This window comes from Acetivibrio sp. MSJd-27 (genome assembly GCF_018918095.1).
Taxonomy (GTDB): Bacteria; Bacillota; Clostridia; order UMGS1840; family HGM11507; genus HGM11507.
Genome location: NZ_JAHLPV010000001.1, coordinates 77146 through 103118, shown reverse-complemented (window position 1 = coordinate 103118; position 25973 = coordinate 77146). Strand labels below are relative to the sequence as shown.

The window sequence follows — 25973 nt, the reverse complement described above, 5'->3', positions numbered from 1 at the left end:
GGAATAAACCAAAACAGACAGAAGAAAACAAGGAGGACGTTTCGGATGAAAGGAAAAACAGTACTTTTGGGAGTGACCGGCTCCATCGCCGCATATAAAACGGCGAATTTAGCCAGCATGCTGGTAAAACAGGGATGTGACGTCCATGTGCTGATGACGAAAAACGCCGCCCATTTTATCAACCCGATTACCTTTGAAACATTGACTTCAAATAAATGCCTGATAGACACGTTTGACCGGAATTTTCAGTATAATGTGGAACATGTAGCCCTGGCAAAGCGGGCGGACGCGGTTATGATTGCCCCGGCCTCCGCCAATGTGATTGCCAAGCTTGCCCATGGCATCTGTGACGATATGCTGACAACCACTGTCTTGGCGTGTACCTGCAAAAAGATGGTGTCTCCGGCAATGAATACGAATATGTTTCAGAATCCCATTACCCAGGATAATCTGCAGCTTCTGATAAAATACGGTTTTGAGGTGATTGAGCCGGCGGTCGGCAGGCTGGCCTGCAATGACGTGGGGGCAGGTAAAATGCCTTCGGAGGAAACCCTGTTTTCCTATATAGAACGGGAGATTTCCCATGAAAAGGATATGGACGGACTCAAGGTATTGGTAACGGCAGGCGCGACTTGTGAAGCCATCGATCCGGTACGCTATATCACCAATCACTCCAGCGGAAAGATGGGCTATGCGCTGGCGAAGAACTGCATGCTGCGGGGGGCGGAAGTGACGCTGATAACCGGAAATGCCTCGGTTGCGCCGCCGCCTTTTGTGAAGGTCATTCAAACAGTACGTGCAAAAGAGATGTTTGAAGCGGTAAAAGACCATTACAGCGGGCAGGATATCATCTTAAAAGCAGCGGCTGTGGCGGATTTTCGTCCCAAAAATGCCGCACAGGAAAAGATCAAAAAGGCGGGAGCTTCCATGGAAATCCTTCTGGAAAAGACCGATGATATTTTGCAGTGGCTGGGAGAAAACCGGAAGCCGGGACAGTATATCTGCGGCTTTTCGATGGAAACCGAAAAACTTGTTGAAAATTCACGGCTGAAATTGGAAAAGAAAAAGCTGGATATGATTGCCGCCAATAACCTGAAGGTGGAAGGGGCTGGCTTTCAGGGGGACACCAACGTGGTTACTCTGATCACCGAGGCGGAAGAACATGCTTTGCCGTTGATGAGCAAAGAGGAGACTGCGGAGAAGCTTTTGGATTTTCTGCTTTGTCAAAGAGAAAAAAAGATCTGAGCAAGGATCGGAAAAGATAAAATCTGCACATCCTCTTACCAGACCGCATATGCTGATACCGGAAGAAAGATGGAAGAAGGGATCGGTATGTGGGTTAAGCTTCTGCTCTCGGCAGCTATCATCGCTCTGGGTGTGTACACGGCATATCAGATGATAAAATATACATAGAAGGACAGCTCTTGCCGGCTGTCCTTTTTTGCGTATGAAAGGGAAATAAGATACTTTCAGAGCAATTCATAGCTGTTTTTCGGTACCCATCCCAGTTTGAGATCTCCGTTTCTTACAAGAGCATATCCCGCGCAGGTGCCGTCGACAACCGAGATGATGTCGCCTTTCCGAAGGGGGACAAAGTCTGAAAAACTGCGATAGGAATAAAGAACATTTCCTTCTTTCTGAATGGATTCATTTTTGCACCAGCCGGTTTTGCCGGTTCTTGAAAAACGGCATTTGGAAAAATATTTTCCCGGTTCCACGATCTCTATTTCCGGATATTCATAATTGACCAGCGAGAAATCAGACAAATTCCCGCGGACAGAACGGATAACCTTCGCTTTTCGGTAACTGTCCTCCCATTCAAAGGAAAAGGAATCTTTCCCATCGATGATAAGCGCGTTCAGCTGCCCTCCGTTTTTTGTCTCATTCCCTCCGTCTATGGAAATGATTTTTTTCTTCCAATCGATAAGGGGAGAACAGGAGAGGGCAGACTGAGGATAATTGTAGGTGGGAAAATGCCCGGCAATCACCCACTTTCCGGTGGGATTTTGCTGTGTATGGAACCAGGGTATACGGAGAAAACTGTCCTCACAGCTGTTTTGCCAGTCGCTGCGGTTTTCCATCCCAGCATGGACAAAAACAAAATGTTCTGTCTCGAACGCCAGAGGCAGACCGGAAAGCCATGCAATGTCCTCCTCATAGCATCTTTCAATCTCTGCGGCGATATCCCTGTAATTCTGCAAAGTCACAGCGGGAAGCTGAAGGGATGCAGCCATTTGCGACAGAATATTAAAAGGCTTCCGGGCGATATAATCCAAAGCGTTTTTTCGCGAAGGGGGATTGAGCAGATAATTCAGTACGCCGTCATTGTTTCCGCGAAGAGCATACACGTTTCCGGATTTGGAAAGGCGGCGGATAAACTGCAGGGTTTCCAACCCCTGTTTTCCCTTTTCGATAAAATCGCCAAGCAGAAAGAGATAGTCCGGCTGGCGGCGTTCCACTTTTCTCAAAAGCCGACGAAGCAGAGAAAGACTGCCGTGAATATCGCTTATGACAGCCAGCCTGCATGTGTCCGGCAGAAAAACATTTACTATTTTATCCATTGCAGCCCCCTATTTTAATGAACTCTCTAATGCTTATCCATTTATGATACTTATATTATACTAAAAATGTTCCCGTGTTACAACAGAAAAAGATTGTGAAAAAGCTTTGCATTTATTCCGGTATGTTGTATAATAAAAAAAACGACAAGAACGGAGGCAGAGCCATGATTTTCACACTGCGTGACTGGAGAAGGAGCGATGTGGAAAGCCTTGCAGAAAATGCGGACAATCCGAAAATTGCACAGAAACTCAGAGATGTTTTTCCATCGCCCTACACGAAAAAAGACGCGGAATTTTTCATCAATGTCTGCAAAGAGTCAATTTCGGAAGACCAGATTACAAAAGCCATTGACGTCTCGGGGGAGGCAGTCGGCTGTATCGGGCTCACGTTTGGAAAGGACGTTTACCGCAAATCCGCGGAACTGGGCTTCTGGCTCGGAGAGGATTACTGGGGCAACGGTATCATGACGGCCGCTGTGAAGGAACTGAGCGGCTGGGCATTTCAAAACAGGGATATTGTCCGGATTTATGCGGAAGTCTTTGAGGGAAATTTTGCCTCTGAAAAAGTTCTTTTGAAAGCCGGATTTTTCAAGGAGGCCATCCATAGGAAAGCGGTTGTGAAAGACGGCGTTTTGCTGGACAGTCAAATGTTTGCGCTGCTGAAAGAAGAATATGACAAATTGGAGAAAGACAAATGAAACGAATCTTAGTATTATTTTTGACATTGATTATGCTTACGGCAATGGCTTCCTGCGGAAAACAGGAATTTGCCTTTGAGGAAGAAAAACTCAGGAACCTGAGCCAGGATTGTATGAATCGGTTTATCCAAAAAGACTTTGCGGGTGTGGAAAATATGGTCAAGCGTTCCAGCCGTTCTAAACTGAGCGCGGCAAACCTGCAGCAGGCTTGGGAACAAACCGGTGAAAAGCTGGGTGACTTTGTCCGTTTTGTATCCGCCGATGTGGAATCAAACGGGAAAAACGCCACGGTTCTATTGGTTTCCGAGTTTGAGCAGAACGGTATGACAGCGACCTTTTCCTTCGATACCAATTACGAGATTAAAGCATTATATATGAACTATAAATCCATCGTCGGGAACTTAAATACGGAAACGCAGACGTATACCCAGCAGGAGATTAAAGTCGGGGACAGCGGGGAACCGCTTACCGGTGCGTTAACGCTTCCGAAAGGAATACAGAATCCTCCGGTTGTGCTGTTTGTTCATGGTTCCGGCGCTACGGATCTGAATGAAAGCGTCGGTGCGGCGGACAACAGGCCTTTCGAGGATCTGGCCCATGGGCTGGCGGAACAGGGCATTGCTTCCATCCGCTACGACAAGCGCAATTATGCCTATCCGGAAACCTTCCGGCAGTTGGGCAAACAGGTTACCATTCAGGATGAGGTGCTCAATGACGTGAATGCCGCGGTTGCCTATGCGCAAACGCTCACCTCTGTGGACACCAGCCGTATTTATGTTTTGGGGCACAGCCTGGGCGGCATGCTGGCGCCCAAAATTGCGCAGGACAACCCCGCTGTCGCAGGATTGGTGATCATGGCAGGCTCTCCCCGCCGTTTGGAGGACATCGTCTTTGATCAAAATAAAATGCTGTTGGATCAGACCCAGCAGTCCCAGTCACAGAAGGATAGAACACTGCGCGAAATTGAAGCGGAAGTGCAGAAAATTAAGGAACTGAAAAAAGGCGCCTCCGCCGATATGATTTTCAATATGCCGGCCGCTTATTGGTTAAGCCTGAATGAAATTGATACCGAGAGCATAGCAAAATCGCTTTCCATCCCCATCTTAATCCAGCAGGGAAGCGCAGATTTTCAGGTTTATGCGGATAAGGATTACCCGCTTTGGCAGCAGGTTTTGGCTGGAAAAGACAATGTGCAGTTTCGTTTATATGACGGATTAAACCATCTGTTCATGCCGAATAACGGAAAGCAGGATACTACCGAGTACGATATCAAAGGACATGTGGAGCAGAAAGTGATTGATGACATTGCAGCTTTTATTCGCCAACACTAACTCTTTTTCACACGGAAAAAACAGCCGTTAAGGAGGAGAAGCGATGCGGATTATGAAGGAGCTCAAAAATGTAATCAATTTCTTTGAACTTCAGATGGATCCTTTGTTTCCGGTGGATTATCGGGAATATGAGCAGATGCTGTCCGATTCGGATATCTACCATTTTCACAATGTGCTGGAAATCGGCCTGTGCCTTTCTGGAAACGGAATCTTTCATGTGGAGGACAGGGATTACCGGTTTAACGCGGGGGATGTGTCTTTTGTCTTAAAGGGGGAACCGCACGTGGCACAAAGCCCGGATGACAGTCCCAGCCAGTGGGTGTATATCGGCGTGGATGTGGAAAGGCTGTTTTCTTCCATCGATATCAGCTTGGATCCGCATATCAGCCGGCTGTTTTATTTTAACAGCAGTGTTCCCAATATCATCAGCCGAAAGGAATATGGAGATGCGTCCGAGCTGATGAAGATGATTGTGGAGGAAATGCAAAGACAGAAGCAGGATTACCAGGCGGTTGTGAAGTCTTTGCTCTGGGTGCTGTTTTTAAAGATTGCCCGTATCGATGCGGAGAAAGACGGCAGAGAGATCAAAGAGGGGAGCGATAAGCAATATCAGATGATTGCCCCGGCGCTTACCCACATCTGTCACAATTATGGGGAGGAAATCACAATCGAACAGCTGGCTTCTCTCTGTTTTCTAAGTCCCACCCATTTCAGAAGGGTATTTCGGGAAGTGATGAATCTGACTCCCTATGAATATTTAAGCCAGATACGGATACGTATGGCGGCGGTGATGCTCAAATCAACCGAATTGCCGGTTATGCAGATTGTGTTTCAGACAGGTCATAATTCCGCAACATCTTTTGACCGGAATTTCAAAAAGCTTTATCATATGACGCCCAGCGAATACCGCAGAAGGGCGCAGTTTAAAATGGATGTTTTCGGAAGGGAAAGCGTGCAGTAAGAATGGACAGCAAGTAGGTGCTTACCAAGTTTTTAGAAAAATTGACGCCAGAGAGCAATATGCTCTCTGGCGTTTCGTGTTTTAATATATTAATTTCTGGTTTTCTAATAATTATATTTCATATACTAAATTCGCTCTATATGCGAGATATTTTATCTGATCTTCTATATTATTTGATACATTATCTATTAAACAAAACTCGTTGCAGTCATGATATAATCTCTCTCTACCATTCAATGAAAATTTCAGATTTGCGTCTGAGCAAACCAACTCAATTCGGAGCTTATACCCTTTTTTCTTTAATTGTTTTAGAATTTGAAGTATTAAAATGTCTGTTGAATTTTTTGCATAACAGATAAAATACAAATAACCTTGTTGAATGAGTCGTTCACATATTTTTCTTGCTTCTTGTTCTGAGATTGGACTATGCGTTAAAAAGAAAACTTTTTTCAATTTTTTTCCTCCTTATTGTTAAATATTTATTTGTCTCAAAATGCATAATAAAAATATGCCTCTTTGTGATACTACATAGTATCTAATTATACATCTTTTTGCTGATACAATCAAGAAAAAGATACTAATTGGTATCTTGATGGAGGGGTTAATCATGCAAAAATTCTTACAGGACGTTAATATTGGTGCTAATTTAAAGAAATTGAGAGAAAAGAAAAATTTATCCCAAAACGATATGGCGGTTAAATTACAGTTAGCAGGCCGTTCTATGTCACGTGCTCAATATGCTCATATTGAACAAGGCAGAAGAAATATTTTTGTCAGTGACCTCATATTGTTTAAACAAATTCTTAACGTCAATTATGAAGACTTCTTCAGGGGACTTTCGCCTAGTCCTAGAGAAGAGTAATGTATTTACAGCAAAAAAGATATTTATTACTGTAACAAAAATGTAATGCAGAAATAGAAAAATTTTCTTGACATGGAAAGCATATCTATGTTAGAATAGCCACACGTTCTTGATAGAAAAAGATACAAATTTGGAAAGAAAGGAGGCAGGCAAAATGAAAAAGAGAATGAATCACGGTAATTTTTATGGCAATAGCCAGATACCATTCAGAGGGATTTTGCCTGCGTCCAGATAGACGGGCTTCTTTGCCGTCCAAAGAAAGGGTACAGACAGCGCCTCTGAAGGTTCGGGGGCGCTTTTTTCGTTGTGAAAAACGCCTCTTCTCCGTCCGCCTCTCTGTCCTCCGCGGCAGACAGAAGAAGACAATGGGGAGGGGCATTTTTTTCAAAGGGAAAAAGGTCAAGTCAAAACAGGAAAAAGATTCTATCAGGAGCATAACGTTTTTCAACAAAGGAGGGGACAAAAATGATTCAGCAGAAATTTCCGCGTGTCGGTTTGCTTCTGCGGTTTTCCAAAGGAAAAATACACTATTTTGTGATTGCGTTTATCGCCTCTATGTTTGGCACAGTGTTTGATTTTCTAACGCCTCAGGTCATCCGGATTACGGTTGACTCGGTGATAGGCGACAAACCGTTTTCCCTGCCGGCGTTCTTTGCGGAAAAAGTGGATCTCAACGCTGTGCGGGAGCTGTTCCGGACGAATCTTCTATGGTGTGCAGGATTTATCCTGCTGTTTTCGATTCTGTCGGGGCTTTGCACATACATCCGGATCACCATCAACGCGAAAGGTGCGGAAGGCATGATCCGCAGGATGCGGGACGCGCTTTACAGCCATATTCAGAAGCTGCCGTTTCGGTGGCATGTGCGGCATCAGACGGGGGATATCATCCAGCGGTGCACGATGGATGTGGATCTAATCCGCAACTTTATTGCCAATCAATTTTTGGATATCATACGCACCATTTTTTTGATTGTGTTTGCCCTTAGCATCATGTTCACCATGAACGTGAAAATGTCTTTGACGGCGCTGGTATTCATTCCCATTATCATCGCGTATTCCGGCATTTTTTACGCCAAAATTGGCAAGAAGTTCAAGGTGGCGGACGAGGCGGAGGGGGAGCTCTCCGCAGGGGTACAGGAGAATTTGACGGGCGTTCGGGTAGTAAGGGCCTTTGGGCGGGAAAAATATGAAATTGATCGGTTTGATGAGAAGAATAACCGGTTTTCCAACCTGTGGATTAAGCTGGGCTATGTGCTGGGCTCTTACTGGGGCATCGGCGATTTGATCACCGGCCTGCAGATTCTCACCATCATTGCCCTGGGCACGGTGGAGACGGTTCACGGGAATATCACGCTGGGAGAATTCCTGGTTTTCATCTCTTACAATACGACTCTTATCTGGCCGATCCGCGGTCTGGGACGGATTCTTTCCGAGATGAGTAAAACAGGGGTATCCCTGTCCCGTATCAACTATATCTTTCAGGCGGAGGAGGAACGGGACAATCCGGACGATATCACCCCGCCGCTCACCGAGGATATCGTTTTCGAGCATGTCAGCTATACCTATGAGGGGGCTAAGCCAGTCCTTAAAAATATTGATTTTACCATCAGGAAGGGCTCAACCTTTGCCATTCTGGGCGGCACAGGTTCTGGAAAGTCCACTTTGATGCATCTGCTGAACCGGCTCTATGATTTGCCGGACGGCTGCGGAAGGATCACCATCGGCGGTGTGGACATCCGGCATATCCGCCGGGATTGGCTGCGCGGCAATATCGGGATGGTGCTTCAGGAGCCGTTCCTGTTCTCCAAAACCATTCGGGAGAATATTGCCGTCTGCTGTCCGGAAGCCTCCGAGGAGGATATCCGGCGGATGGCACGGGTTGCCTGTGTGGATCGCTCCATTCTGAATTTCGCCAACGGCTACGACACCATTGTCGGGGAGCGGGGGGTCACCCTGTCCGGCGGCCAGAAGCAGAGGGTAGCCATCGCCCGCATGCTGATGCAGAAAGCCCCCATCATGATATTTGACGATTCCCTGTCCGCAGTGGATACCGAGACGGATTCCCAGATCCGCCGCGCCCTGCAGGATAATCTGGGCGATTCCACCGTGATCCTGATATCACACCGCATCACCACCTTGATGCAGGCGGATCAGATTCTGGTCATGGAAAACGGACAGATCGAGGAAATGGGCACCCATGAGCAATTGGTGAAACAGGATGGAATCTATAAAAAGATTTATGATATTCAGATGAACCAGCAGGATAAGCTGCTGACAGAAAAGGAGGGAGAATAATGGCGTTCTATGAGGAAACGCAGTCAAAAAAATCCCTTGACATAAAAATTTGGGCAAAAATGCTGCCGTTTTTCAAGCCTTACCGCTGGCTGTTGCTGTCCATTGTGCTTCTGATGCTGGGGTCGGCGGGGATTGATGTCATTTTCCCGTTGTTTCAGCGGTATGCGGTGGACCGCTTTATCATGGAGGGGAGCCTTTCACAGCTTGGCTTCTTTATCGCGTTCTATGCCGCGCTGGTACTGATACAGACGGGGATCGTCATTGTCTTCTCCCGCCAGGCGATGAGCGTGGAGATGCAGGTGGGGCGGGATCTGAAGCGGGCGAGCTTTGTCCATCTGCAAAAGCTTTCCCTTTCCTTCTACAATGTAAATTCGGTTGGCTACCTGCTGGCGAGGGTGATGAGCGATACCGGGCGGATCGGCAGTATGATTGCCTGGGGCTTGGTGGACATTTTGTGGGCGTTGGCCTATGTGGTCGGCGTATTCATCTCCATGTTCCTGCTCAATGGGAAGCTGGCGCTTCTGATTGCTGTTGTGGTGCCTTTGATCGCAATCCTCACGGTGTTCTTTCAGAATAAACTGCTCAACAATAACCGCCGGATCCGGAAAATGAATTCCCGGATCTCCGGCGCGTACAATGAGGGAATCGTGGGGGCGAAAACCTCCAAAACGCTGGTTATCGAGGAAAAGAACCTGAGGGAATTTCAGAAGGAATCCAAGGAAATGTATCAAACCATGCTCCATGGCTATAAGCTGAGCGCTATCTACATTCCCTCCATCCTGTTTTTCAGCTCCATCGCCACGGCGCTGGTGCTGGCAAGAGGAGGATATCTGGTGATGAATCAGGCGCTTCAATTCGGCACCTTCTCCGCTTTTATCTCCTATGCGGTGGGTATCTTTGAGCCGATTCAACAGCTGGCGAGAACCTTCTCCAATGTCATCGCGACCCAGGCGAATATCGAGCGGGTTTCCGGTCTGCTGGAAAAGCCCGAGGAGATCACCGACACACCGGAGGTGATCGAAAAATACGGGGATTCCTTTCATCCCAAAAAGGAGAACTGGGAACCCATCAAGGGCGATATCGAATTTGAAGATGTTTCCTTCAAGTATCCGGACGGCAACGAGTATGTGCTGGAGCACTTTAACCTGAAAATTCCGGCGGGAACCAATGTGGCTATCGTGGGGGAGACCGGCGCGGGAAAGAGTACTCTGGTGAATCTGGCTTGCCGTTTCTTTGAACCAACCAGCGGACGCGTGCTGATTGACGGCAGGGATTACCGGGAGCGCTCCCAGCTTTGGCTTCACAGCAACATCGGTTATGTTCTCCAGAATCCCCATCTGTTTTCCGGTACCCTGCGGGAAAATATCCGCTATGGGAACCTGGAAGCAACCGATGAGGATATCGAACGGGTTGCCAAAAGCGTCTCTGCCGATACGGTGGTGGCGAACCTGGAAAACGGCTATGACAGCGATGTAGGCGAGGGGGGAGACTGTCTTTCCACCGGCGAAAAGCAGCTTGTGTCCTTTGCCAGAGCGGTGCTGGCGGATCCGCGGATCTTTGTGCTCGACGAGGCCACTTCCTCCATCGACACGCAGACCGAACAGCTGATCCAAAACGCCATCGGAAACCTTCTGAAAAACCGTACCTCTTTCCTGATCGCTCACCGTCTTTCCACCATCCGCCAAGCGGATTTGATTCTGGTGGTGAAGGACGGCAGAATTGTCGAACAGGGAACGCATATGGAGCTGATGAAAAAACGGGGCGCCTACTTTGAGCTGTATTCCAAACAGTTTGCGGAGGAAGCGGCGATGCAGGTGCTGCGGTAAAAACAGAGACGTAACATGCAGAATGTCCAAGGTATTGATACCTTGGACATTCTATGTATTCGGAACCCGCCGAGCTGAAAAGAAAAGATTTTACAGCTCGCTGGTTGCCGTCAATTGAACACCGTGATTTGAATCCGGGAACTTTCTATAAAGTTCAAATAAGGATGATAATACCGTTCCTTATTTTGAAAATCGACGGAAAGCTGACTTCCATCGGGGGCTTCCACCCGCCATTCCTCATTCCATTCTTCCGTTTCGGGAAGATGATACAGAGTTTCAAAGGATCCCCTTTCCGGAAACATTACTTTCAAAAAATCGGTTATTTGCCCGCATGCTTCCGCCCAGTCCTCCTCGCGATAGAAAAAGCTGGTGTACCATCCGCCGGACAGAGAATCCTCCGTCTGTGATTTCGCTTTGCCGTTTTCCAGGTTGACGGAGGTATCCATCCAGTAATTTTCGGAGAAGAAAAAAGGAAAACAGGGGAAAATGTCAAGAATTTTGCTGCGAAACATATCGCTAAAGGGGGCAAGAGCGTCTCTCCCGTATCCCTTTTCTTCAAAAGAGGCGGCCAGCGCCTCATAGGTTTGTCCCGATTCGGTACCGCAGAAGCGGAAATTGCCCTCCGAGTTAACCAGAGCCTGATAAAATTCCTGGTAATCTTTTGTGAAAGATTCCGTAAGCTTGCGGTAGGAAACCTCCAGCCGGATAAAACCGCAGGGAGGAATCTGGGATACCATATGCTTTTTGTTATTCGACTGAGGAGAAATTTTATTCTGAAAGGTGACCAGAAGCTGGCTGCCGTCCCTTGCCTCCGCCTGCCATTGGGGGGCGGAGATGAATTGTTTCGGTTCCGGGATTTGCTCCAGGGCTTCAAAGGAAGTTCCCTTTGGAAAATGCTCTTTCAGAAAGGCAGTGATTTGTCCGCACGCCGCCGTAAACTCCTCCTGCTGTTCAAAAAAGGCGGTATAGCTTCCGCTTGTCATGGAACTGTTATATCTAAAATCATCTACAGTGGAAGGCGTATGAAGCGGCGTCCGGTAATCCCGATACAGATCGAACGAAAAGCAGGGGAACTGTACCGGCTGGTAACAGTAGAAAAGGCCGGTGCTGTCCATAATACTGACATCCTCATCTATCGTGCCGCTGAGCCCTTCTGCCTGAAAAATGCTGTCCTGGCTGTCCCCCGGATTCGTGCCCCGAAAACGGAAATTTCCGTCTTTATTCACAAGGCTGTCATAAAAAGCCCGGTATTCCCCGTCCACCTTTCCGCATCCCGAGAGGGAAAGGCAGGAGAAAAGCAATGTGACAATCAAAAGAAAAGATAGGGATGCTCTGCGCATAATGCGAACACTCCTTCCGTTAAAATCACGGTTTGAAGACAATGCCGTTCTTATCCTTATATGAACTGTTTCTATCTGTAAAGTCAATGAAAAGTACAGCGCACTATGAAATTTTCGCTTCATAGTACGCTGTAAGCCGTTAATTCATATTACGGTAATATACTGTGATCATGATAGAGCATGTGGACGGCGCTTTATTCAGAGGATGATCCATATTTTTATTTTGAAAGGTAACGCTAATCTTGCTTCCATCGGCTCCTTCTATTTCCCATTGCGGAGACATTAATTTTTCAGGATCCGGTGTGTGTTCCAATTCTTCGAAGGAAACTCCTCCCGGAAATTTTGCTTTCAGAAAGGTAATGATCTGCCGGCATGCCGCAATCCAGTCCTCTTCCCGATAGAAACTGGAAAGATACGATCCTCCCGTCAAAGAATCCTTCGTCGTCCAATCTGTTTTACCATTTATGGAGTTGGAAGATTCATCCATATGATATCTTTTATATAGAGAAAAGTCAAAGCAAGGGAAGCTGTCCGGAACGGTGCAGCTGACAAAAAGATCGAAGGGGGTAAGCACATCTTTTCCATACCCCTCTTTTTCAAAGGAAGCGATCAGTTCTTCATAGGTCTGTCCCGGTTCTGTTCCACGGAAACGGAAATTACCCTCCCGATTGCTTAAAGCCTGATAAAATTCCTGATAGTCTTCCATCGATGACTCTGCGAGGTTTTGATAGGAAACCTCTATCCGAATGGAGCAGAAAGCAGGAGCACGGTTGGGATTTATCGGCGAAACCCTGTTTTGAAAGGTGACCAGAAGCCGGCTGCCGTCCTCCGCCTCCGTCTGCCATTGAGGAGAGAGGATCCGCTGCTCCGGCTCCGGGATTTGATCCAGCCCTTCAAAGGAAGTTCCCGTTGGAAAATGCTCTTTCAGAAAGGCGGAAATCTGCCGGCATGCCGCCGTGAAATCCTCTTCCTGTTCAAAAAAGGCAAGGTAGCTGCCGCTTGTCAAAAATCCGTCCAATCTTCCGCCGTCCCGTGAGGGGATATGAGTTGCCGTTTTGTAATCCCGATACAGATCAAAAGAAAAGCAGGGGAACTGTACCGGAACGAGACAGCGAAAAAGACCAGTGCTGTCTTTGGAGGTGATATCCTCGCCTTCTATCCCGTCGATGCCCTCCATTTGAATGATATCCTTCTGACTGGTTCCAGGCTCCATTCCCCGAAAACGGAAATTTCCGTCTTTATTGACAAGGCTGTTATAAAAAGCCCGGTATTCCCTATCTACCTTTCCGCAGCCGGAGAGGGATAGGCAAGATGTAACCAGTGTGACAATCAAAAGAAAAGATAGGGATGATCTGCGCATAATGCGAACACTCCTTCCGTTAAAATCACGGTTTGAAGACAATGCCGTTCTTATCCTTATATGAACTGTTTCTATCTGTAAAATCAATGCGAAATAGACAAACAATAAAGTGCCGCAAGAATAAAAGTTTTTGCGGCACTCTTTGAATTCGGCTGCGGAATATCCATCCATAAACATCAATGCATCCAGAGGATGCTACTGAAAAATGACCCGTATGGAGGCCGCTGCATCTGCTGTTCTGTCCTGCATCAGAATCGACAGACGGTTGCCTGACGGATCGGTATCCTCCCACTGGGGCGCGCTGAGCAGCTTGCCCTCCCTTGGAATCGTCAGTCCCATTGAGCCGTTCGATGGATTCTTGGGAAGCCATCTCTCCGCAAAGCGGATGATGTGGCTGCAGGCTTCCTGAAAGCTCTCTTCCTTGTCGAAGGAAGCGGAATATTCAACCATTACCAAATAATCGCTTTTTAAATAGTAAATACAGTAAAAAGCGGTGTTCAGGCTCTCAAAATAGATGGGAACCATGTATTGAATGTAGGTTGGAGGATGTTCGGCATTTTTTTCCGGCCAGTACAACAAGCGCTCCCGGTCAAGCTGTTCGCTTTGGATGATCTCTTCCAGGCTCATCCCCATCTTTAGACTGCGAAAATGATAGTTGCCCTTACCGTCCGTTACAGTCTCGGCAAAGTCCTGATAAGAATTAAGAGACCGATGGATGACGGTCAGGAGCGCCGCCGCTGTTATAAGGCAGACAGCGATTATCGTGATTCGCAGGAAACGGCGCTTATTCATTCTATCCCCTTCTTTCTGTTCCGTTATCGCACATTGCGGTAAGATACGGTGAGCGCGATGGAGCATGTGGACGGCGCTTTATTCATTATATCTTAGAGTATAACGTCCACATTTGTCTTTTGAACGGTTGCATCTTTCCATCTACTGCATAGTTTACTTCTATATATTGGATCCCTTTATGACGAAAGGCATCGGTAAGTACCACACCTTCATCACTCGCCATTTGATGTTCCCAATCGCTATACAGTGTTCCGGCCACAGGAGCAACTTCAAAAATTTTACTGACTTTATTAAGTTCTATATTTGAAATTACACCTGTATTAAAGTTTGTTTTTATACCATTTGTTTCATACCCAACTTCTAAGTTGTCTATATATACTCTTGGACTAGATGATACCCATCTAGCGGTTATACCTATATGATGATAAACATTAGACGGATTATTTTGTGTCCATACCCTATGCTGCCAATATGCTGTAGAAAAAATAGTAGCATCGACTAAACTGATATTTCCATCAAAACTAATATCGGGTGACCTTGAGATCAATTCAAAACTGTTTACTAGTGTACCATCTTCATCAATTTTATATGGAATAATATAATCAGATTTTATTATATTATCTTCCACTGTTTCAATTTTTAAAGCCGCATCCTCAATCAAAGGACTTTCCGTACTCGTACTATACAGACTGGCTTGCTGGGCGCTGCTTCCGGAAATAATCTCCGCGGTTGCCATCTCTTCGTCAGAGTAACCGCCCTGCTCCTTAATCTCGTTTAAAATTGCTTGTAAATATTCATTTTCCAAGTTTGCTGTATCCGCTGTATCCACAGCAAAGACTGCCGAGGTGAAACACATTGTAAAAATGAGAACCAGGCCTAACGATTTTTTCATGTTTTTCATGATAACCATCCTTTCATTTGTTGCAGGTTGTAAAATGTTGGGGTTTATGAAATATAATTGAAACATGTTTCACCTATATATTAACAGGGGATTATTTGAAAATCAACAGTGATTTTACCACTTTTTTCGACATATTTTCAGACCATTTCGATGCTTTGTTCTTTGGAAAATCAGAAAAAGCATTCCGAATTATACAATTTGCACAAAACATAATGTAACCATTTGTGAAATATTATCTATAATATTTGTAGGAAAACGCTTGATAAATAATTAACAATCTGGTATAATACAATTGTTAATAAGTTAACAAACTTACTTTGTAATACAATTTAAGAAATATGTGATTTTCAAAATTGGAGGAATTATTATGGCGAACAAAGAGTTGAAAGGTGTAGTGGACAATCTGGACGCTTTGATTGCAAAAATTGAAGAAGTCCGGGAAGCGCAGAGAATTTTCGCAACCTATACACAGGAACAGGTTGATAAAATTTTCTTCGAAGCGGCAATGGCTGCCAACAAGCAGAGAATCCCGCTGGCAAAGATGGCAGTAGCAGAGACAGGCATGGGCGTTGTGGAAGATAAGGTTATTAAAAACCATTATGCATCCGAGTATATTTACAACGCGTATAAAAATACACAGACTTGCGGCGTTTTGGAAGAGGATACCGCTGCAGGGTATAAAAGAATTGCGGAGCCGATCGGTGTGGTTGCGGCGGTTATCCCGACCACAAACCCAACCTCGACGGCAATCTTCAAATCTTTGATTTGCTTGAAGACCAGAAACGGTATTATTATAAGCCCTCATCCCCGTGCGAAGGGCTGTACGATTGAGGCGGCAAAGGTTGTTCTGGAAGCGGCAGTCAAAGCCGGTGCGCCCAAAGGAATCATCGGATGGATTGACGTTCCCTCTCTGGAGATGACCAATGAACTGATGAAGAGCGCGGACATCATCCTGGCAACCGGTGGCCCCGGCATGGTGAAGGCAGCTTATTCTTCCGGCAAACCGGCGGTGGGCGTCGGCGCGGGCAACACACCGGCGATTATTGACGATACGGCTGACATCACCATGGCTGTTAACTCGATTGTTCATTCCAAAACATTTGACAACGGTATGATCTGTGCTTCCGAGCAGTCTGTTATTGTTCTGGATAAAGTATATGTACAGGCGAAAAAAGAATTCGCTGACCGCGGATGCTATTTCCTGAAAAAAGATGAGACGGAAAAAGTCAGAAAAACGATTTTGATAAATGGCGCTCTGAATGCGAAAATCGTAGGTCAGTCTGCTTATACCATTGCCAGCTTGGCAGGGGTAAAGGTGCCTGAAGATACAAAGATTTTAATTGGCGAAGTGGAAAGCGTAGAGCTGGAAGAAGAATTCGCTCATGAAAAACTGTCTCCTGTTTTGGCGATGTACAAGGCGAAAAACTTTGAGGATGCACTTGCAAAAGCGGATAAACTGGTTTCCGACGGGGGCTATGGACATACTTCCTCCCTGTATGTCAACGCGGTAACGGAAAGCGAAAAAATTGAAAAATTCCAGGCGATGATGAAAACCTGCCGTATTCTTATCAATACTCCATCCTCTCACGGTGGTATCGGTGATCTGTACAACTTCCGTTTAAAACCGTCTCTGACACTGGGCTGCGGTTCCTGGGGGGGCAATTCTGTCTCCGAGAACGTAGGAGTAAAACATTTGTTAAATGTCAAAACAGTCGCTGAGAGGAGAGAGAATATGCTTTGGTTCAGAGCACCTCAGAAAGTATACTTTAAAAAAGGCTGCATTCCGGTAGCTTTGGATGAGCTGAAAAACGTGATGGGCAAAAAGAAAGCCTTCATCGTTACCGACTCTTTCCTATATAATAACGGTTATACGAAAAATATTACAGATAAACTGGATGCAATGGGCATCACCCACACCACTTTCTTCGATGTTGCACCGGATCCGACACTGGCCTGTGCAAAAGAAGGAGCAGCTGCTATGCGTGCTTTCCAGCCTGACTGTATCATTGCAATCGGTGGCGGTTCCGCAATGGATGCCGGAAAAATTATGTGGGTAATGTATGAGCATCCGGAAGTGGACTTCATGGATCTGGCAATGCGTTTCATGGATATCCGCAAAAGGGTTTATACGTTCCCTAAAATGGGTGAGAAAGCATATTTTATCGCAATCCCGACCTCTGCAGGTACCGGTTCCGAGTGTACGCCTTTTGCCGTTATTACCGATGAAAAAAGCGGTGTGAAGTATCCGTTGGCTGACTATGAGCTGATGCCGAACATGGCAATTATTGACGCGGATATGATGATGTCTATGCCCAAAGGCTTAACCTCCGCATCGGGGATTGATGCGATGACCCACGCACTGGAAGCATATGCTTCTATGATGGCAACCGACTACACGGATGGTCTTGCTTTAAAAGCCCTGAAAAATATCTTCGCATATCTGCCGGCCGCTTATGAAAACGGTGCGAACGATCCGAAAGCGAGAGAGAAAATGGCGGATGCCTCCACTATGGCTGGTATGGCTTTTGCAAATGCGTTCCTGGGTGTTTGCCACTCCATGGCACATAAGCTGGGCGCTTTCCATCACCTGCCCCACGGTGTTGCCAATGCACTGCTTATCACCGAGGTGATGAAGTTCAATGCAAATCCCTGTCCGAAAAAGATGGGTACTTTCCCGCAGTACCAGTATCCCCATACCTTGGAAAGATACTGTGAATGTGCTGATTTCTTAGGCATCCAGGGAAAGAATGATGAAGAAAAGTTCAACAACCTGTTAAAAGCGATCGAAGATTTGAAAGCGAAAGTCGGTATCAAAAAGACAATCAAGGAATACGGCATCGATGAGAAAGATTTCCTGGCAACGCTGGATGAGATGGTGGAGCAGGCGTTTGATGACCAGTGCACAGGTGCGAATCCGAGATATCCTCTGATGAGTGAGATTAAGGAAATGTATCTGAAGGTATACTACGGAAAATAAGAACAAGCTTGCTTTCCGCTTTGTGTTCTTTTCAGGCAACTTTAGTTAGTTAACCGAAAGCATTTCATTCGTTATATGCCAATCACATATTTTCTTATATAGAAAACCCGGCACACAGTTTAAGCTGATGCCGGGTTTTTCTTTTTTAAAAAAGTTTTTCATTCTGAAAAACGCAGCCGCGCTTCGCACGCTGTTTTTTGAAACATGCAATTGCGCACGATTTCGCGCAATTTCCTATGTTATAAAAAAGTCTTATTATCTGATAAGGGGAATAGCCCCGGAATGGAATTTTTCCGCGGCGGATTGTATCATCACGGAAAAATGAAGAGGAATCCGCCGTCTAAGGGGGGAACATCTTCCTTTTGTTCTAATTTTATATCAAAAAAGCAATTCTTATTGACAATAAGTGAAAAAGGGTGTATTATTCGTACCTATGGGGGGAGAATGTATGAAAAAAGAGGTTGACATTTTAGAGGGATCGATTTTCAAAAATTTGCTGCTGTTTACCCTGCCGATTGCGTTGACAGGAATTTTACAGCTTTTATATAATGCTGCAGACATCATTGTTGTCGGAAGATTTGCCGGAAGCAATTCGCTGGCGGCGGTTGGTTCCACCTCCGCTCTTACCAATTTGCTGGTCAATTTGTTTGTCGGTTTGTCTGTCGGCACCAATGTGTGTGTTGCACAGTTTACAGGAATGGGCGGCGAACGGGCAAAGCAGCTGATACATAAAGCAGTTCATACATCCATTTGTCTTGCATTGGCCGGAGGAATTTTTCTCACAGTTGTTGGGATTGTTTTTTCCCATAGTTTGCTTCAGATGATGGAAACGCCGCAGGATATTATAGGGGAAGCGACCCTTTATATGCGGATTATTTTTGCCGGTATGCCGGCAATGCTGGTTTACAATTTCGGTTCAGCGATTTTAAGAGCTTCCGGTGATGCGAAAACACCTTTGCTTTTTCTCTCGGTTTCCGGTATTGTCAATGTGATTCTGAATCTGGTCTTTGTGATTGTATTTCACATGGGCGCAGAAGGGGTAGGCATAGCCACCGTTACCTCACAATTCCTGTCTGCATTTTTGATTTTGCGTTTCCTGATGTCTCGGGATTCCAATTATAAGTTGATTCTGCGCAATATTGGGATTGACCGCAGCATGTTAAAAAGAATTGTGCGGATCGGGGTGCCGGCGGGTTTGCAGGGGATTGTCTTTTCCATTTCCAATGTGCAGATTCAATCCTCTGTCAACAGCTTTGGATCGGCGGCGATTGCGGGAAATTCAGCGGCGGGAAATCTGGAAGGCTTCGCCTATATCACGATGAATGCAACCCACCACGCGCTGATGACCTTTGTCGGACAGAATCTTGGCGCAGGAAAGAAACATCGGCTGAAGAAAACCATCGCATTGGGATGTCTGCAGGTAACGGTAATGGGTGTATGCATCAGTGCCCTTTTGCTGCTCTTTTCCCGGCCTCTGCTTGGTTTGTATACGCCGCAGGACGCTGAGGTTATCAGCTATGGAGTCAGAAGAATGGATATTATCGTGTCCACCTATTTTCTGTGCGGTCTGATGGAGGCGATTGTCGGTGCGACAAGGGGCTTGGGCTCCTCATTTGTTCCAATGTGTGTCTCCGTTTTTGGTGTCTGCGGCATACGGGCAGGATGGCTGCTCACTGTATTCAGACAGTTCAGAACACTGGAATGCCTTTATATTTCGTATCCGGTTTCCTGGCTTGTGACAGCTTCTGTTCAATTAGTCTTTTGCCTTATTATTTTGAAAAAACGGCTGGATACCAGCAAGATTTGATAAAAATTTGTTTTCATACATTTGTACTTCTTTCAGCGCAATATAGAGCCAAAACAAAGCAAAATTCGTCCTTTACTTTTCAGGACAGCTTTGTATAATGAAATAGAAATAATATTCATGTTCAGAAAGGAAATAAAAAGATGAAAATTTCGGTGAGTTCTTATAGTTTTGCAAAATGGATGAAAAACAGAAGCCAATTGGGGACCATAAAGCTGGCAAAGGATTTGGGGTTTGACGCAATTGAATTTTCGGACATTCTTCCGCACAACAGTTCCTCTCAGGAAATATATGCGGAAGAACTGCGTCAGGAATGTGAAAAATATGAAATGACGGTTTCCAATTTCGTATTTCCGGCTGATTTTATCAACGGAAGCGGCGGAGATACCCAGAAGGAGATTGAACGGGTCAAAAAAATGGTTGATATTGCTGAGATATTGGGGGCGAAAAGTATCCGTCATGATGCAACCGGGGGGATAAACTGTAAATCCTTCGATTCTGTTTTGCCAATTATAGCGGATGCCTGCCGGATTGTTACGGAATATGCACAGCAAAAGGGAATTCGCACAATGGTAGAGAATCACGGATATTTTTGTCAGGACTCCCTGCGGGTTGAACAGCTTTTTAACGCAGTAAATCATCCGAATTTCGGTCTTTTGTGCGATATGGGCAATTTCTTATGTGTGGATGAAAATCCTGTGACAGCCGTCAGCAGGGTTGCATCTTATGCTTTCCATGTACACGCAAAGGATTTTTATATGAAATCGGGAAACGAACCCGATCCGGGAGAAGGATTTTTCCGTACAAGGGGAGGAAATTATCTGAAGGGTGCGATCATTGGTCAGGGGACCGTACCGGTCGTACAGTGCCTATCTATACTAAAACGTGCAAATTATGACGGATATGTCGGGATCGAGTATGAGGGCCATGAGGACAATCTGGACGGAGTCCGAATTGGTCTTGCCAATCTCAAACGGTTTATGGGGATGATAGAAGGATAATAAAAACCCAAATTTCATAAAGAATGCCAGATTTCTTGTATCTAAGAAATCTGGCATTTCTATTTGTTAACGATTGGACATGACGTTTAAACAGCGGCGCATAATTTTGCCTGAACCCCGAATACGCGGAATAACCTCATCATCTCAAGTGCTGCACATATTTTGTCCGCACAGCCTACAATAAAGCTTTCTCTGTACTTTGGCAGCTTTTTGGTAACAGGCCACATATGCTTGACAATACAGTCTTTTTCTTTATCCGTCAGTTCAAATTGTTCGGAAGCGTTTTTTAAGGCAATTTTGGGATGGTTGAATAAGTGGTGGCCCTCATGTTCCTTATCCCGCCAGTTGTATAGAAATAAATCGTGCAGAAGTCCGCCTCTGGCACCCGCTTTATAATCCAGATGAAACCGCCGGCAAATTAAGAAACTGAGATAAGCGACAAAGATGCTGTGATCCAAACAGGATATGTTTTTTGTGTGCTGGGGAATATGCCGCATTTCCTGTACAGAGGAATCGGCTAAAAGATCTTTGATGCATTCTTCAAATGCGTCTTTATTTTTAAATTTCCACATAAATAATATGCTCCTATAAAAAGAAATAAATTGTCTCAACGTTTCATTTGATTTTATGATACCACAACAACGAAGGCGGCGGAATGTCGCCGCAGTATTGTGATTCAATCGTTCTCCAAACCTCTTAACATTTTCAATGTTTTAGAGGTTTGTGAGGTTATTATACCACAATCATTTCATTTTCCAAGTAATTTAATCAAATCTTAAGATGTTTTTAAGAATTCTTATTCACATTTCATTCTTTTTTATCCTATGCATTTTCCAGAAAAATATTGACAAAGAGAAATTTTTCTTATAAAATAATAATATATGAACAGTTTCACCGCTGTATAAGAAACAGGTTTTCCTCTTTATTAGAGAGAGTTGTGTTATAAAACAGCAGTCTGTTTGTGCTTCTATCGATGATGGGGCGGGAGTGTAAATTTCATAAATGTGCGGAGATTTGGAGTCACATGAAAACAAGGTGTGGAAAGACCTTTGTTTTTTTGTGGCTTTTTTTATAACATAGGAAATTGCGCGGAATCGTGGGCAATTGCATGTTTCAAAAAACAGCAGACGCGCAGTTTTTCATTGCGGTGCAATTTTCGCATCTTCATGTGAGGAGGAACCGATTTCAGGACAAACGGAAGAAAGATATTACCTGTTTCGTGAGGCGAAAACACTTTCATGGCAGCTTTTGTGCATGATGTGCGGCAAAATATTTCATCTTATTATGACGAGGGAGGAAAAAATGAAAAAACAGCTTGAGGCAATCAAATATTTTATTTTGGACATGGATGGGACCATCTATCTGGGGGATCAACTTTTGGAAGGCACTCACTCATTTTTTGACGATCTTAAAAAAAGCGGGAAGGACTTTTTATTTTTCACCAACAATTCATCCAAAAATAATAAGATTTATCAAGAAAAATTAAAGGGAATGGGAATCAAAGTGCCAAGAGAAAAAATTGTCACTTCCGGGATGGTTACGATTGATTATCTTAAGAAAACATACGGTGATCCAACGGTTTATCTGTTGGGAACGCCTATGCTGGAAATGGATTTTAAGGAAGCCGGCATTCTGCTTACAAGGGAGAATCCGGATGTGGTAGTGGCTGGATTTGATACAACTATCACTTATGAAAAACTGGCGGATGCCTGCCGTTTTATCCGTGCGGGAAAACCGTTTGTTGCAACCCATCTGGATTATAATTGTCCGACTGAGGACGGCTTTATCCCGGACTGCGGCGCAATCTGTGCTTTTATTACTGCTTCAACCGGAGTAAATCCCAAGTTTATCGGCAAGCCATTTGTGGAGACGGCAGAATATTTATGCCGGTATCTGAACTGTGCAAAGGAAGAAATCGCTTTTGTCGGCGATCGCCTTTATACGGACATCCGAATCGGAGCAGAGCACGGCATGCTGAGTATATTGGTAATGACAGGGGAAACCCGACAGGAAGATTTGGAACATGCGGAGTTTAAACCTGATATCGTGGCAGACAGGCTGGGCAATTTATTTAGGATGTATTCTGAAGTTTAAAATGGAGGTTATAAATTATGATATATGATGTGGCGGTAATCGGCGCCGGCGTCTGCGGCGCTCTTATTGCAAGGAATCTGTCCAGATTTTATCTGAATGTCTGCGTGCTGGAACAGGAGTCCGATGTGGCAATGGGGACAACCAGGGCAAACAGCGCCATCGTCCATGGCGGCTTTGACGCGAAACCAGGTACATTGAAGGCAAAGCTGAATGTTGAGGGATGCGGGATGATGCCTGAACTGTGCGGCGAACTGCATGTTCCATACCGGCAAAACGGTTCCCTTGTGCTGGCCTTTGATAAGGAAGATGTGAAGCATATCCATGCATTGTATGAGCGGGGGCTCGTCAATGGAGTAAAGAATCTGAAGCTTTTGAACCGGGAAGAGCTTCTAAAACAGGAACCAAATCTTTCTGAGAAGGTCTTGGAAGCGCTTTATGCGCCAAGTGCGGGGATTGTATGTCCCTATGAGCTGGCTTTGGCTGCGATAGGAAATGCTATGGATAATGGAGTTCATCTAAAGCTGTGTTTTAAAGTGACTGGCCTTTCCAAGGAGAAGGAGTATTTCTGTATTTCTTCGGAGAATGAGACGGTCAAAGCAAGGTACGTCGTCAATGCTGCCGGACTGTTCGCCGATGAGATCGCAAAAGCTGCAGGGGAAGACGGATTTTTCATAGCCCCGAGAAAAGGGGAGTATATGCTGCTGGACAAGGCGCAGGGCGGTTTGGTAAACAGCACGATATTTCAATGTCCATCAAAGATGGGAAAAGGTATTTTGGTTACGCCTACGGTTGACGGCAATCTGTTGATTGGCCCCACCTCGGAAAATATACTTGATAAGACGGATTCTTCCACCACACAGCAGGGATTGGAGAAGGTGGCTTCCACTGCTTTGAAATCCGTTCCCGGCATACAGCTTCGGACTGTGATTACCTCTTTTGCCGGGCTGCGCGCCTGCGCTGAAAAAGAGGATTTCATAATAGAGCCCTCCAAAAAGCTGAAGGGGTTGATTCATGTGGCAGGGATAGAATCTCCGGGTCTCTCCGCGTCCCCTGCTATCGCCCGGTATGTTATGGAACTGCTGAAACGGGAGGGAATTTCATTGAAGGCGAACCCCGCTTTTCAGGCCGAGCGCAGACCGCTGCACCACTGCAGACAAATGAGTATGGAAATGAGAAATCAGCTGATACAGAAAGAACCCCGGTTCGGCCGTGTTATATGCAGGTGTGAGGGAATCACAGAAGGAGAAATCATAGAAGCGATACATAAAAATCCCGGAGCAACCACGCTGGATGGCGTCAAACGGCGTACCCGTGCCGGAATGGGGCGGTGCCAGGGCGGATTTTGTACCCCTTCCGTCATAGAGATTTTGGCAAGAGAACTCGGGATTTCTATGGAACAGGTTACAAAGAGCGGCGGGGGCTCAAGGCTTTTGGCTGGAAAATGTAAAGCGGGAGAGTGTGTGAAATGAAAAAGGCGGATTTGGTGATTATCGGAGGAGGACCAGCTGGCCTTGCGGCAGCGCTGGGTGCTTATGATGCCGGTATAAAGGATATTATCCTATTGGAACGGGACGGAAAATTGGGCGGAATTTTAAATCAGTGTATTCACAATGGATTTGGTCTTCACCGATTTGGCGAGGAACTGACCGGACCGGAGTACGCATGGAAATACCAGCAGGAAATTTTCAAAAGAAATATTTCATTTCTGCTGGATACGATGGTTCTGAACCTGTCCCCGGATCGTATTGTCACTGCGGTCAACAGCAGCGACGGCGTTTTTCAGATCCAGGCAAAGGCTGTTATTCTTGCAATGGGATGCCGCGAGAGGAGCCGCGGTGCTTTGAATATTCCCGGAATGCGCCCTGCGGGAATATACAGTGCGGGAACAGCGCAGAAGCTTGTGAATGGGAAGGGATATCTGCCCGGAAAAAAGGTCGTGATATTGGGCTCCGGTGACATCGGATTGATTATGGCAAGAAGGATGACTCTGGAAGGCGCTCAGGTCAAAGCCGTATGTGAAATTATGCCGTATTCAGGGGGATTGAACCGCAATATTGTTCAGTGCCTGGAGGATTTTCAGATTCCCCTGAAACTCAGTCATACCATCACACAAATCCATGGGAAAGACCGCGTCTGCGGTGTAACCGTTGCAAAGGTAAACCGCTCAGGAAAGCCCATTCAAGGCACCGGGGAATTCATAGAGTGTGACACGGTTCTGTTTTCCGTAGGACTGATTCCTGAAAACGAGCTGGCCAAAGAGGCTGGCATCCGGTTGGATCCGGTCACGGGAGGGGCCGAGGTGTTTGAAAACAGAGAGACCTCTTTCAAAGGTATTTTTGCTTGCGGCAATGTGTTGCATGTACACGATCTTGTGGACTATGTATCGGAGGAGGCGGAATTGGCCGGACGTTCCGCTGCGAAATTTATTCTGGAAAAGTGGAAACGGGACGGGGAAACGGTTACATTGAAAAGAGGTGAGGGCATTCGTTATCTGGTACCTCAGAAGCTTCACCGGGAGTCCCATGAAGCACTCAAACTTTATTTTCGAGTAACCGACGTGAAGCGCAATGTTGAAATCGTCCTGCGGGATGGAAAAAGTCTGTTATACAGCAAAAGACACCCAAAAGTTGCGCCGGGAGAAATGGAATACGTAATCCTTACGCCGGAAATTGTTTCCCGGCTGACAAACAACTGTGTACTGGAAATGAGGGAGAAGGAACAATGAAAAGGCAGTTAACATGTATCATATGTCCCATAGGATGCTGTTTAACAGCGGAATTGGATGAGAACGGCGAGGTTTTAAACGTTACAGGAAACACTTGCGGACGTGGGAAAGCATATGCGGAAAGCGAATGTACCCATCCGGTCAGAACGCTTACGACTACCATGAGGGTAAGCGGCGGGACAGAGCCTTTGGTCAGTATAAAATCGGATATGCCTCTGCCCAAAGAATTACTGCTGCCTTGTATGGAGAAGATAAATCGTCTCCAGGTTGCAGCGCCGGTTCAGATTGGTGATATCCTTTTCAGAAATATTGAAAACACGGGAATCGATCTGGTCGCTACCGGCAACGTGAAAAAGGATCAGACTTGTGGCTGATGAATACCTCGGGTTCCTTTCAAAAGGAGACGCCCCGCACGAAATGCAGCGATTTTTATATCCATGCTGAA

At 45.8% G+C, this 25973-nt stretch carries 21 protein-coding genes; 14 read left to right on the top strand and 7 right to left on the bottom strand.

Annotated features, from left to right (window positions below):
- Positions 1–45 precede the first annotated feature (45 nt).
- Positions 46–1245 carry a bifunctional phosphopantothenoylcysteine decarboxylase/phosphopantothenate--cysteine ligase CoaBC gene (gene coaBC / locus KQI32_RS00460; RefSeq protein WP_216423506.1) on the top strand — a complete coding sequence of 400 codons (1200 nt, stop codon included), beginning with the start codon at positions 46–48 and terminating at the stop codon, positions 1243–1245.
- A 224-nt stretch (positions 1246–1469) separates the two neighbouring features.
- On the opposite strand, the gene KQI32_RS00455 is transcribed toward coaBC, so the two are convergent.
- A complete protein-coding gene (locus KQI32_RS00455; protein ID WP_216423505.1) occupies positions 1470–2561 on the bottom strand; it encodes a metallophosphoesterase in 1092 nt (363 codons plus the stop codon).
- 164 nt (positions 2562–2725) lie between these two features.
- Between KQI32_RS00455 and KQI32_RS00450 the strand changes: the two genes are divergently transcribed.
- Genes KQI32_RS00450 through KQI32_RS00440 form a run of 3 tightly spaced genes read left to right on the top strand, consistent with a single transcriptional unit; the run spans position 2726 to position 5551 of the window.
- Complete coding sequence (locus tag KQI32_RS00450; protein WP_216423504.1) at positions 2726–3259, top strand: GNAT family N-acetyltransferase; 534 nt, start codon at positions 2726–2728, stop codon at positions 3257–3259.
- Positions 3256–4590, top strand: a complete 1335-nt coding sequence (locus KQI32_RS00445; RefSeq protein ID WP_216423503.1) for an alpha/beta fold hydrolase — start codon at positions 3256–3258, stop codon at positions 4588–4590. Before KQI32_RS00450 ends, KQI32_RS00445 begins: the two co-directional genes overlap by 4 nt.
- Before the next feature lie 43 nt (positions 4591–4633).
- On the top strand, positions 4634–5551 hold the full coding sequence (locus tag KQI32_RS00440) for an AraC family transcriptional regulator (protein ID WP_216423502.1): 918 nt from the start codon (positions 4634–4636) through the stop codon (positions 5549–5551).
- A gap of 111 nt (positions 5552–5662) precedes the next feature.
- Here the strand turns inward: KQI32_RS00440 and KQI32_RS00435 are convergent, their stop codons facing one another.
- Positions 5663–6004, bottom strand: coding sequence for a hypothetical protein (locus tag KQI32_RS00435; protein WP_216423501.1), 342 nt, complete (start codon positions 6002–6004; stop codon positions 5663–5665).
- Positions 6005–6158: 154 nt separating this feature from the next.
- Here KQI32_RS00435 and KQI32_RS00430 point away from each other — a divergent pair, with 154 nt between their 5' ends.
- From KQI32_RS00430 to KQI32_RS00420, 3 genes are all read left to right on the top strand, one after another.
- Complete coding sequence (locus KQI32_RS00430) at positions 6159–6413, top strand: helix-turn-helix domain-containing protein (protein WP_177691410.1); 255 nt, start codon at positions 6159–6161, stop codon at positions 6411–6413.
- A gap of 465 nt (positions 6414–6878) precedes the next feature.
- On the top strand, positions 6879–8708 hold the full coding sequence (locus KQI32_RS00425) for an ABC transporter ATP-binding protein (protein ID WP_216423500.1): 1830 nt from the start codon (positions 6879–6881) through the stop codon (positions 8706–8708).
- Positions 8708–10534, top strand: a complete 1827-nt coding sequence (locus KQI32_RS00420) for an ABC transporter ATP-binding protein (protein ID WP_216423499.1) — start codon at positions 8708–8710, stop codon at positions 10532–10534. The genes KQI32_RS00425 and KQI32_RS00420 overlap by 1 nt, the downstream gene beginning before the upstream one ends.
- 110 nt (positions 10535–10644) lie before the next feature.
- Here KQI32_RS00420 and KQI32_RS00415 read toward each other — a convergent pair whose 3' ends face one another.
- The 4 genes from KQI32_RS00415 to KQI32_RS00400 form a co-directional block, all read right to left on the bottom strand.
- On the bottom strand, positions 10645–11874 hold the full coding sequence (locus tag KQI32_RS00415) for a hypothetical protein (RefSeq protein ID WP_216423498.1): 1230 nt from the start codon (positions 11872–11874) through the stop codon (positions 10645–10647).
- A 139-nt stretch (positions 11875–12013) separates the two neighbouring features.
- Positions 12014–13234: a hypothetical protein gene (locus KQI32_RS00410; RefSeq protein WP_216423497.1), complete on the bottom strand. Its 1221-nt coding sequence runs from the start codon at positions 13232–13234 to the stop codon at positions 12014–12016.
- A 195-nt stretch (positions 13235–13429) separates the two neighbouring features.
- On the bottom strand, positions 13430–14026 hold the full coding sequence (locus KQI32_RS00405) for a hypothetical protein (RefSeq protein WP_177691389.1): 597 nt from the start codon (positions 14024–14026) through the stop codon (positions 13430–13432).
- Between the two features lie 85 nt (positions 14027–14111).
- Positions 14112–14927: a hypothetical protein gene (locus KQI32_RS00400; protein WP_216423496.1), complete on the bottom strand. Its 816-nt coding sequence runs from the start codon at positions 14925–14927 to the stop codon at positions 14112–14114.
- Between the two features lie 367 nt (positions 14928–15294).
- On the opposite strand from KQI32_RS00400, the gene adhE reads away from it, so the two are divergent.
- The 3 genes from adhE to KQI32_RS00385 all read left to right on the top strand — a co-directional run bounded on the left by adhE (position 15295) and on the right by KQI32_RS00385 (position 20709).
- The gene (gene adhE / locus KQI32_RS00395; RefSeq protein WP_216423495.1) at positions 15295–17904 is read left to right on the top strand and encodes a bifunctional acetaldehyde-CoA/alcohol dehydrogenase; all 2610 of its coding nucleotides are present in this window, start codon (positions 15295–15297) and stop codon (positions 17902–17904) included.
- Between the two features lie 448 nt (positions 17905–18352).
- Positions 18353–19711: an MATE family efflux transporter gene (locus KQI32_RS00390; protein WP_216423494.1), complete on the top strand. Its 1359-nt coding sequence runs from the start codon at positions 18353–18355 to the stop codon at positions 19709–19711.
- Between the two features lie 140 nt (positions 19712–19851).
- Positions 19852–20709 (top strand): sugar phosphate isomerase/epimerase, encoded by an 858-nt coding sequence (locus KQI32_RS00385; protein ID WP_216423493.1) that lies wholly within the window; start codon positions 19852–19854, stop codon positions 20707–20709.
- Positions 20710–20795: 86 nt separating this feature from the next.
- Here the strand turns inward: KQI32_RS00385 and KQI32_RS00380 are convergent, their stop codons facing one another.
- Positions 20796–21281 carry an HD family phosphohydrolase gene (locus tag KQI32_RS00380; RefSeq protein ID WP_177691384.1) on the bottom strand — a complete coding sequence of 162 codons (486 nt, stop codon included), beginning with the start codon at positions 21279–21281 and terminating at the stop codon, positions 20796–20798.
- 730 nt (positions 21282–22011) lie between these two features.
- Here KQI32_RS00380 and KQI32_RS00375 point away from each other — a divergent pair.
- The 4 genes from KQI32_RS00375 to KQI32_RS00360 are packed head-to-tail and all read left to right on the top strand — an operon-like array spanning position 22012 to position 25902.
- Positions 22012–22803, top strand: a complete 792-nt coding sequence (locus KQI32_RS00375; protein WP_253290946.1) for an HAD-IIA family hydrolase — start codon at positions 22012–22014, stop codon at positions 22801–22803.
- Positions 22804–22820: 17 nt separating this feature from the next.
- Positions 22821–24272: an NAD(P)/FAD-dependent oxidoreductase gene (locus KQI32_RS00370; RefSeq protein ID WP_216423492.1), complete on the top strand. Its 1452-nt coding sequence runs from the start codon at positions 22821–22823 to the stop codon at positions 24270–24272.
- A complete protein-coding gene (locus KQI32_RS00365) occupies positions 24269–25528 on the top strand; it encodes an NAD(P)/FAD-dependent oxidoreductase (protein ID WP_216423491.1) in 1260 nt (419 codons plus the stop codon). Before KQI32_RS00370 ends, KQI32_RS00365 begins: the two co-directional genes overlap by 4 nt.
- Positions 25525–25902: a DUF1667 domain-containing protein gene (locus KQI32_RS00360; RefSeq protein WP_216423490.1), complete on the top strand. Its 378-nt coding sequence runs from the start codon at positions 25525–25527 to the stop codon at positions 25900–25902. The genes KQI32_RS00365 and KQI32_RS00360 overlap by 4 nt, the downstream gene beginning before the upstream one ends.
- Positions 25903–25973: the final 71 nt, after the last annotated feature.

Bases quoted from the DNA above. Each gene is read 5' to 3' on its own strand.
- KQI32_RS00365 (WP_216423491.1), top strand. From the start codon at position 24,269: ATGAAAAAGGCGGATTTGGTGATTATCGGAGGAGGACCAGCTGGCCTT.
- adhE (WP_216423495.1), top strand. From the start codon at position 15,295: ATGGCGAACAAAGAGTTGAAAGGTGTAGTGGACAATCTGGACGCTTTG.
- KQI32_RS00445 (WP_216423503.1), top strand. From the start codon at position 3,256: ATGAAACGAATCTTAGTATTATTTTTGACATTGATTATGCTTACGGCA.
- KQI32_RS00420 (WP_216423499.1), top strand. From the start codon at position 8,708: ATGGCGTTCTATGAGGAAACGCAGTCAAAAAAATCCCTTGACATAAAA.
- KQI32_RS00405 (WP_177691389.1), bottom strand. From the start codon at position 14,026: ATGAATAAGCGCCGTTTCCTGCGAATCACGATAATCGCTGTCTGCCTT.
- KQI32_RS00390 (WP_216423494.1), top strand. From the start codon at position 18,353: ATGAAAAAAGAGGTTGACATTTTAGAGGGATCGATTTTCAAAAATTTG.
- KQI32_RS00440 (WP_216423502.1), top strand. From the start codon at position 4,634: ATGCGGATTATGAAGGAGCTCAAAAATGTAATCAATTTCTTTGAACTT.
- KQI32_RS00410 (WP_216423497.1), bottom strand. From the start codon at position 13,234: ATGCGCAGATCATCCCTATCTTTTCTTTTGATTGTCACACTGGTTACA.
- KQI32_RS00425 (WP_216423500.1), top strand. From the start codon at position 6,879: ATGATTCAGCAGAAATTTCCGCGTGTCGGTTTGCTTCTGCGGTTTTCC.
- KQI32_RS00380 (WP_177691384.1), bottom strand. From the start codon at position 21,281: ATGTGGAAATTTAAAAATAAAGACGCATTTGAAGAATGCATCAAAGAT.
- KQI32_RS00370 (WP_216423492.1), top strand. From the start codon at position 22,821: ATGATATATGATGTGGCGGTAATCGGCGCCGGCGTCTGCGGCGCTCTT.
- KQI32_RS00375 (WP_253290946.1), top strand. From the start codon at position 22,012: ATGAAAAAACAGCTTGAGGCAATCAAATATTTTATTTTGGACATGGAT.
- KQI32_RS00385 (WP_216423493.1), top strand. From the start codon at position 19,852: ATGAAAATTTCGGTGAGTTCTTATAGTTTTGCAAAATGGATGAAAAAC.
- KQI32_RS00415 (WP_216423498.1), bottom strand. From the start codon at position 11,874: ATGCGCAGAGCATCCCTATCTTTTCTTTTGATTGTCACATTGCTTTTC.
- KQI32_RS00450 (WP_216423504.1), top strand. From the start codon at position 2,726: ATGATTTTCACACTGCGTGACTGGAGAAGGAGCGATGTGGAAAGCCTT.
- coaBC (WP_216423506.1), top strand. From the start codon at position 46: ATGAAAGGAAAAACAGTACTTTTGGGAGTGACCGGCTCCATCGCCGCA.
- KQI32_RS00455 (WP_216423505.1), bottom strand. From the start codon at position 2,561: ATGGATAAAATAGTAAATGTTTTTCTGCCGGACACATGCAGGCTGGCT.
- KQI32_RS00430 (WP_177691410.1), top strand. From the start codon at position 6,159: ATGCAAAAATTCTTACAGGACGTTAATATTGGTGCTAATTTAAAGAAA.
- KQI32_RS00360 (WP_216423490.1), top strand. From the start codon at position 25,525: ATGAAAAGGCAGTTAACATGTATCATATGTCCCATAGGATGCTGTTTA.
- KQI32_RS00400 (WP_216423496.1), bottom strand. From the start codon at position 14,927: ATGAAAAACATGAAAAAATCGTTAGGCCTGGTTCTCATTTTTACAATG.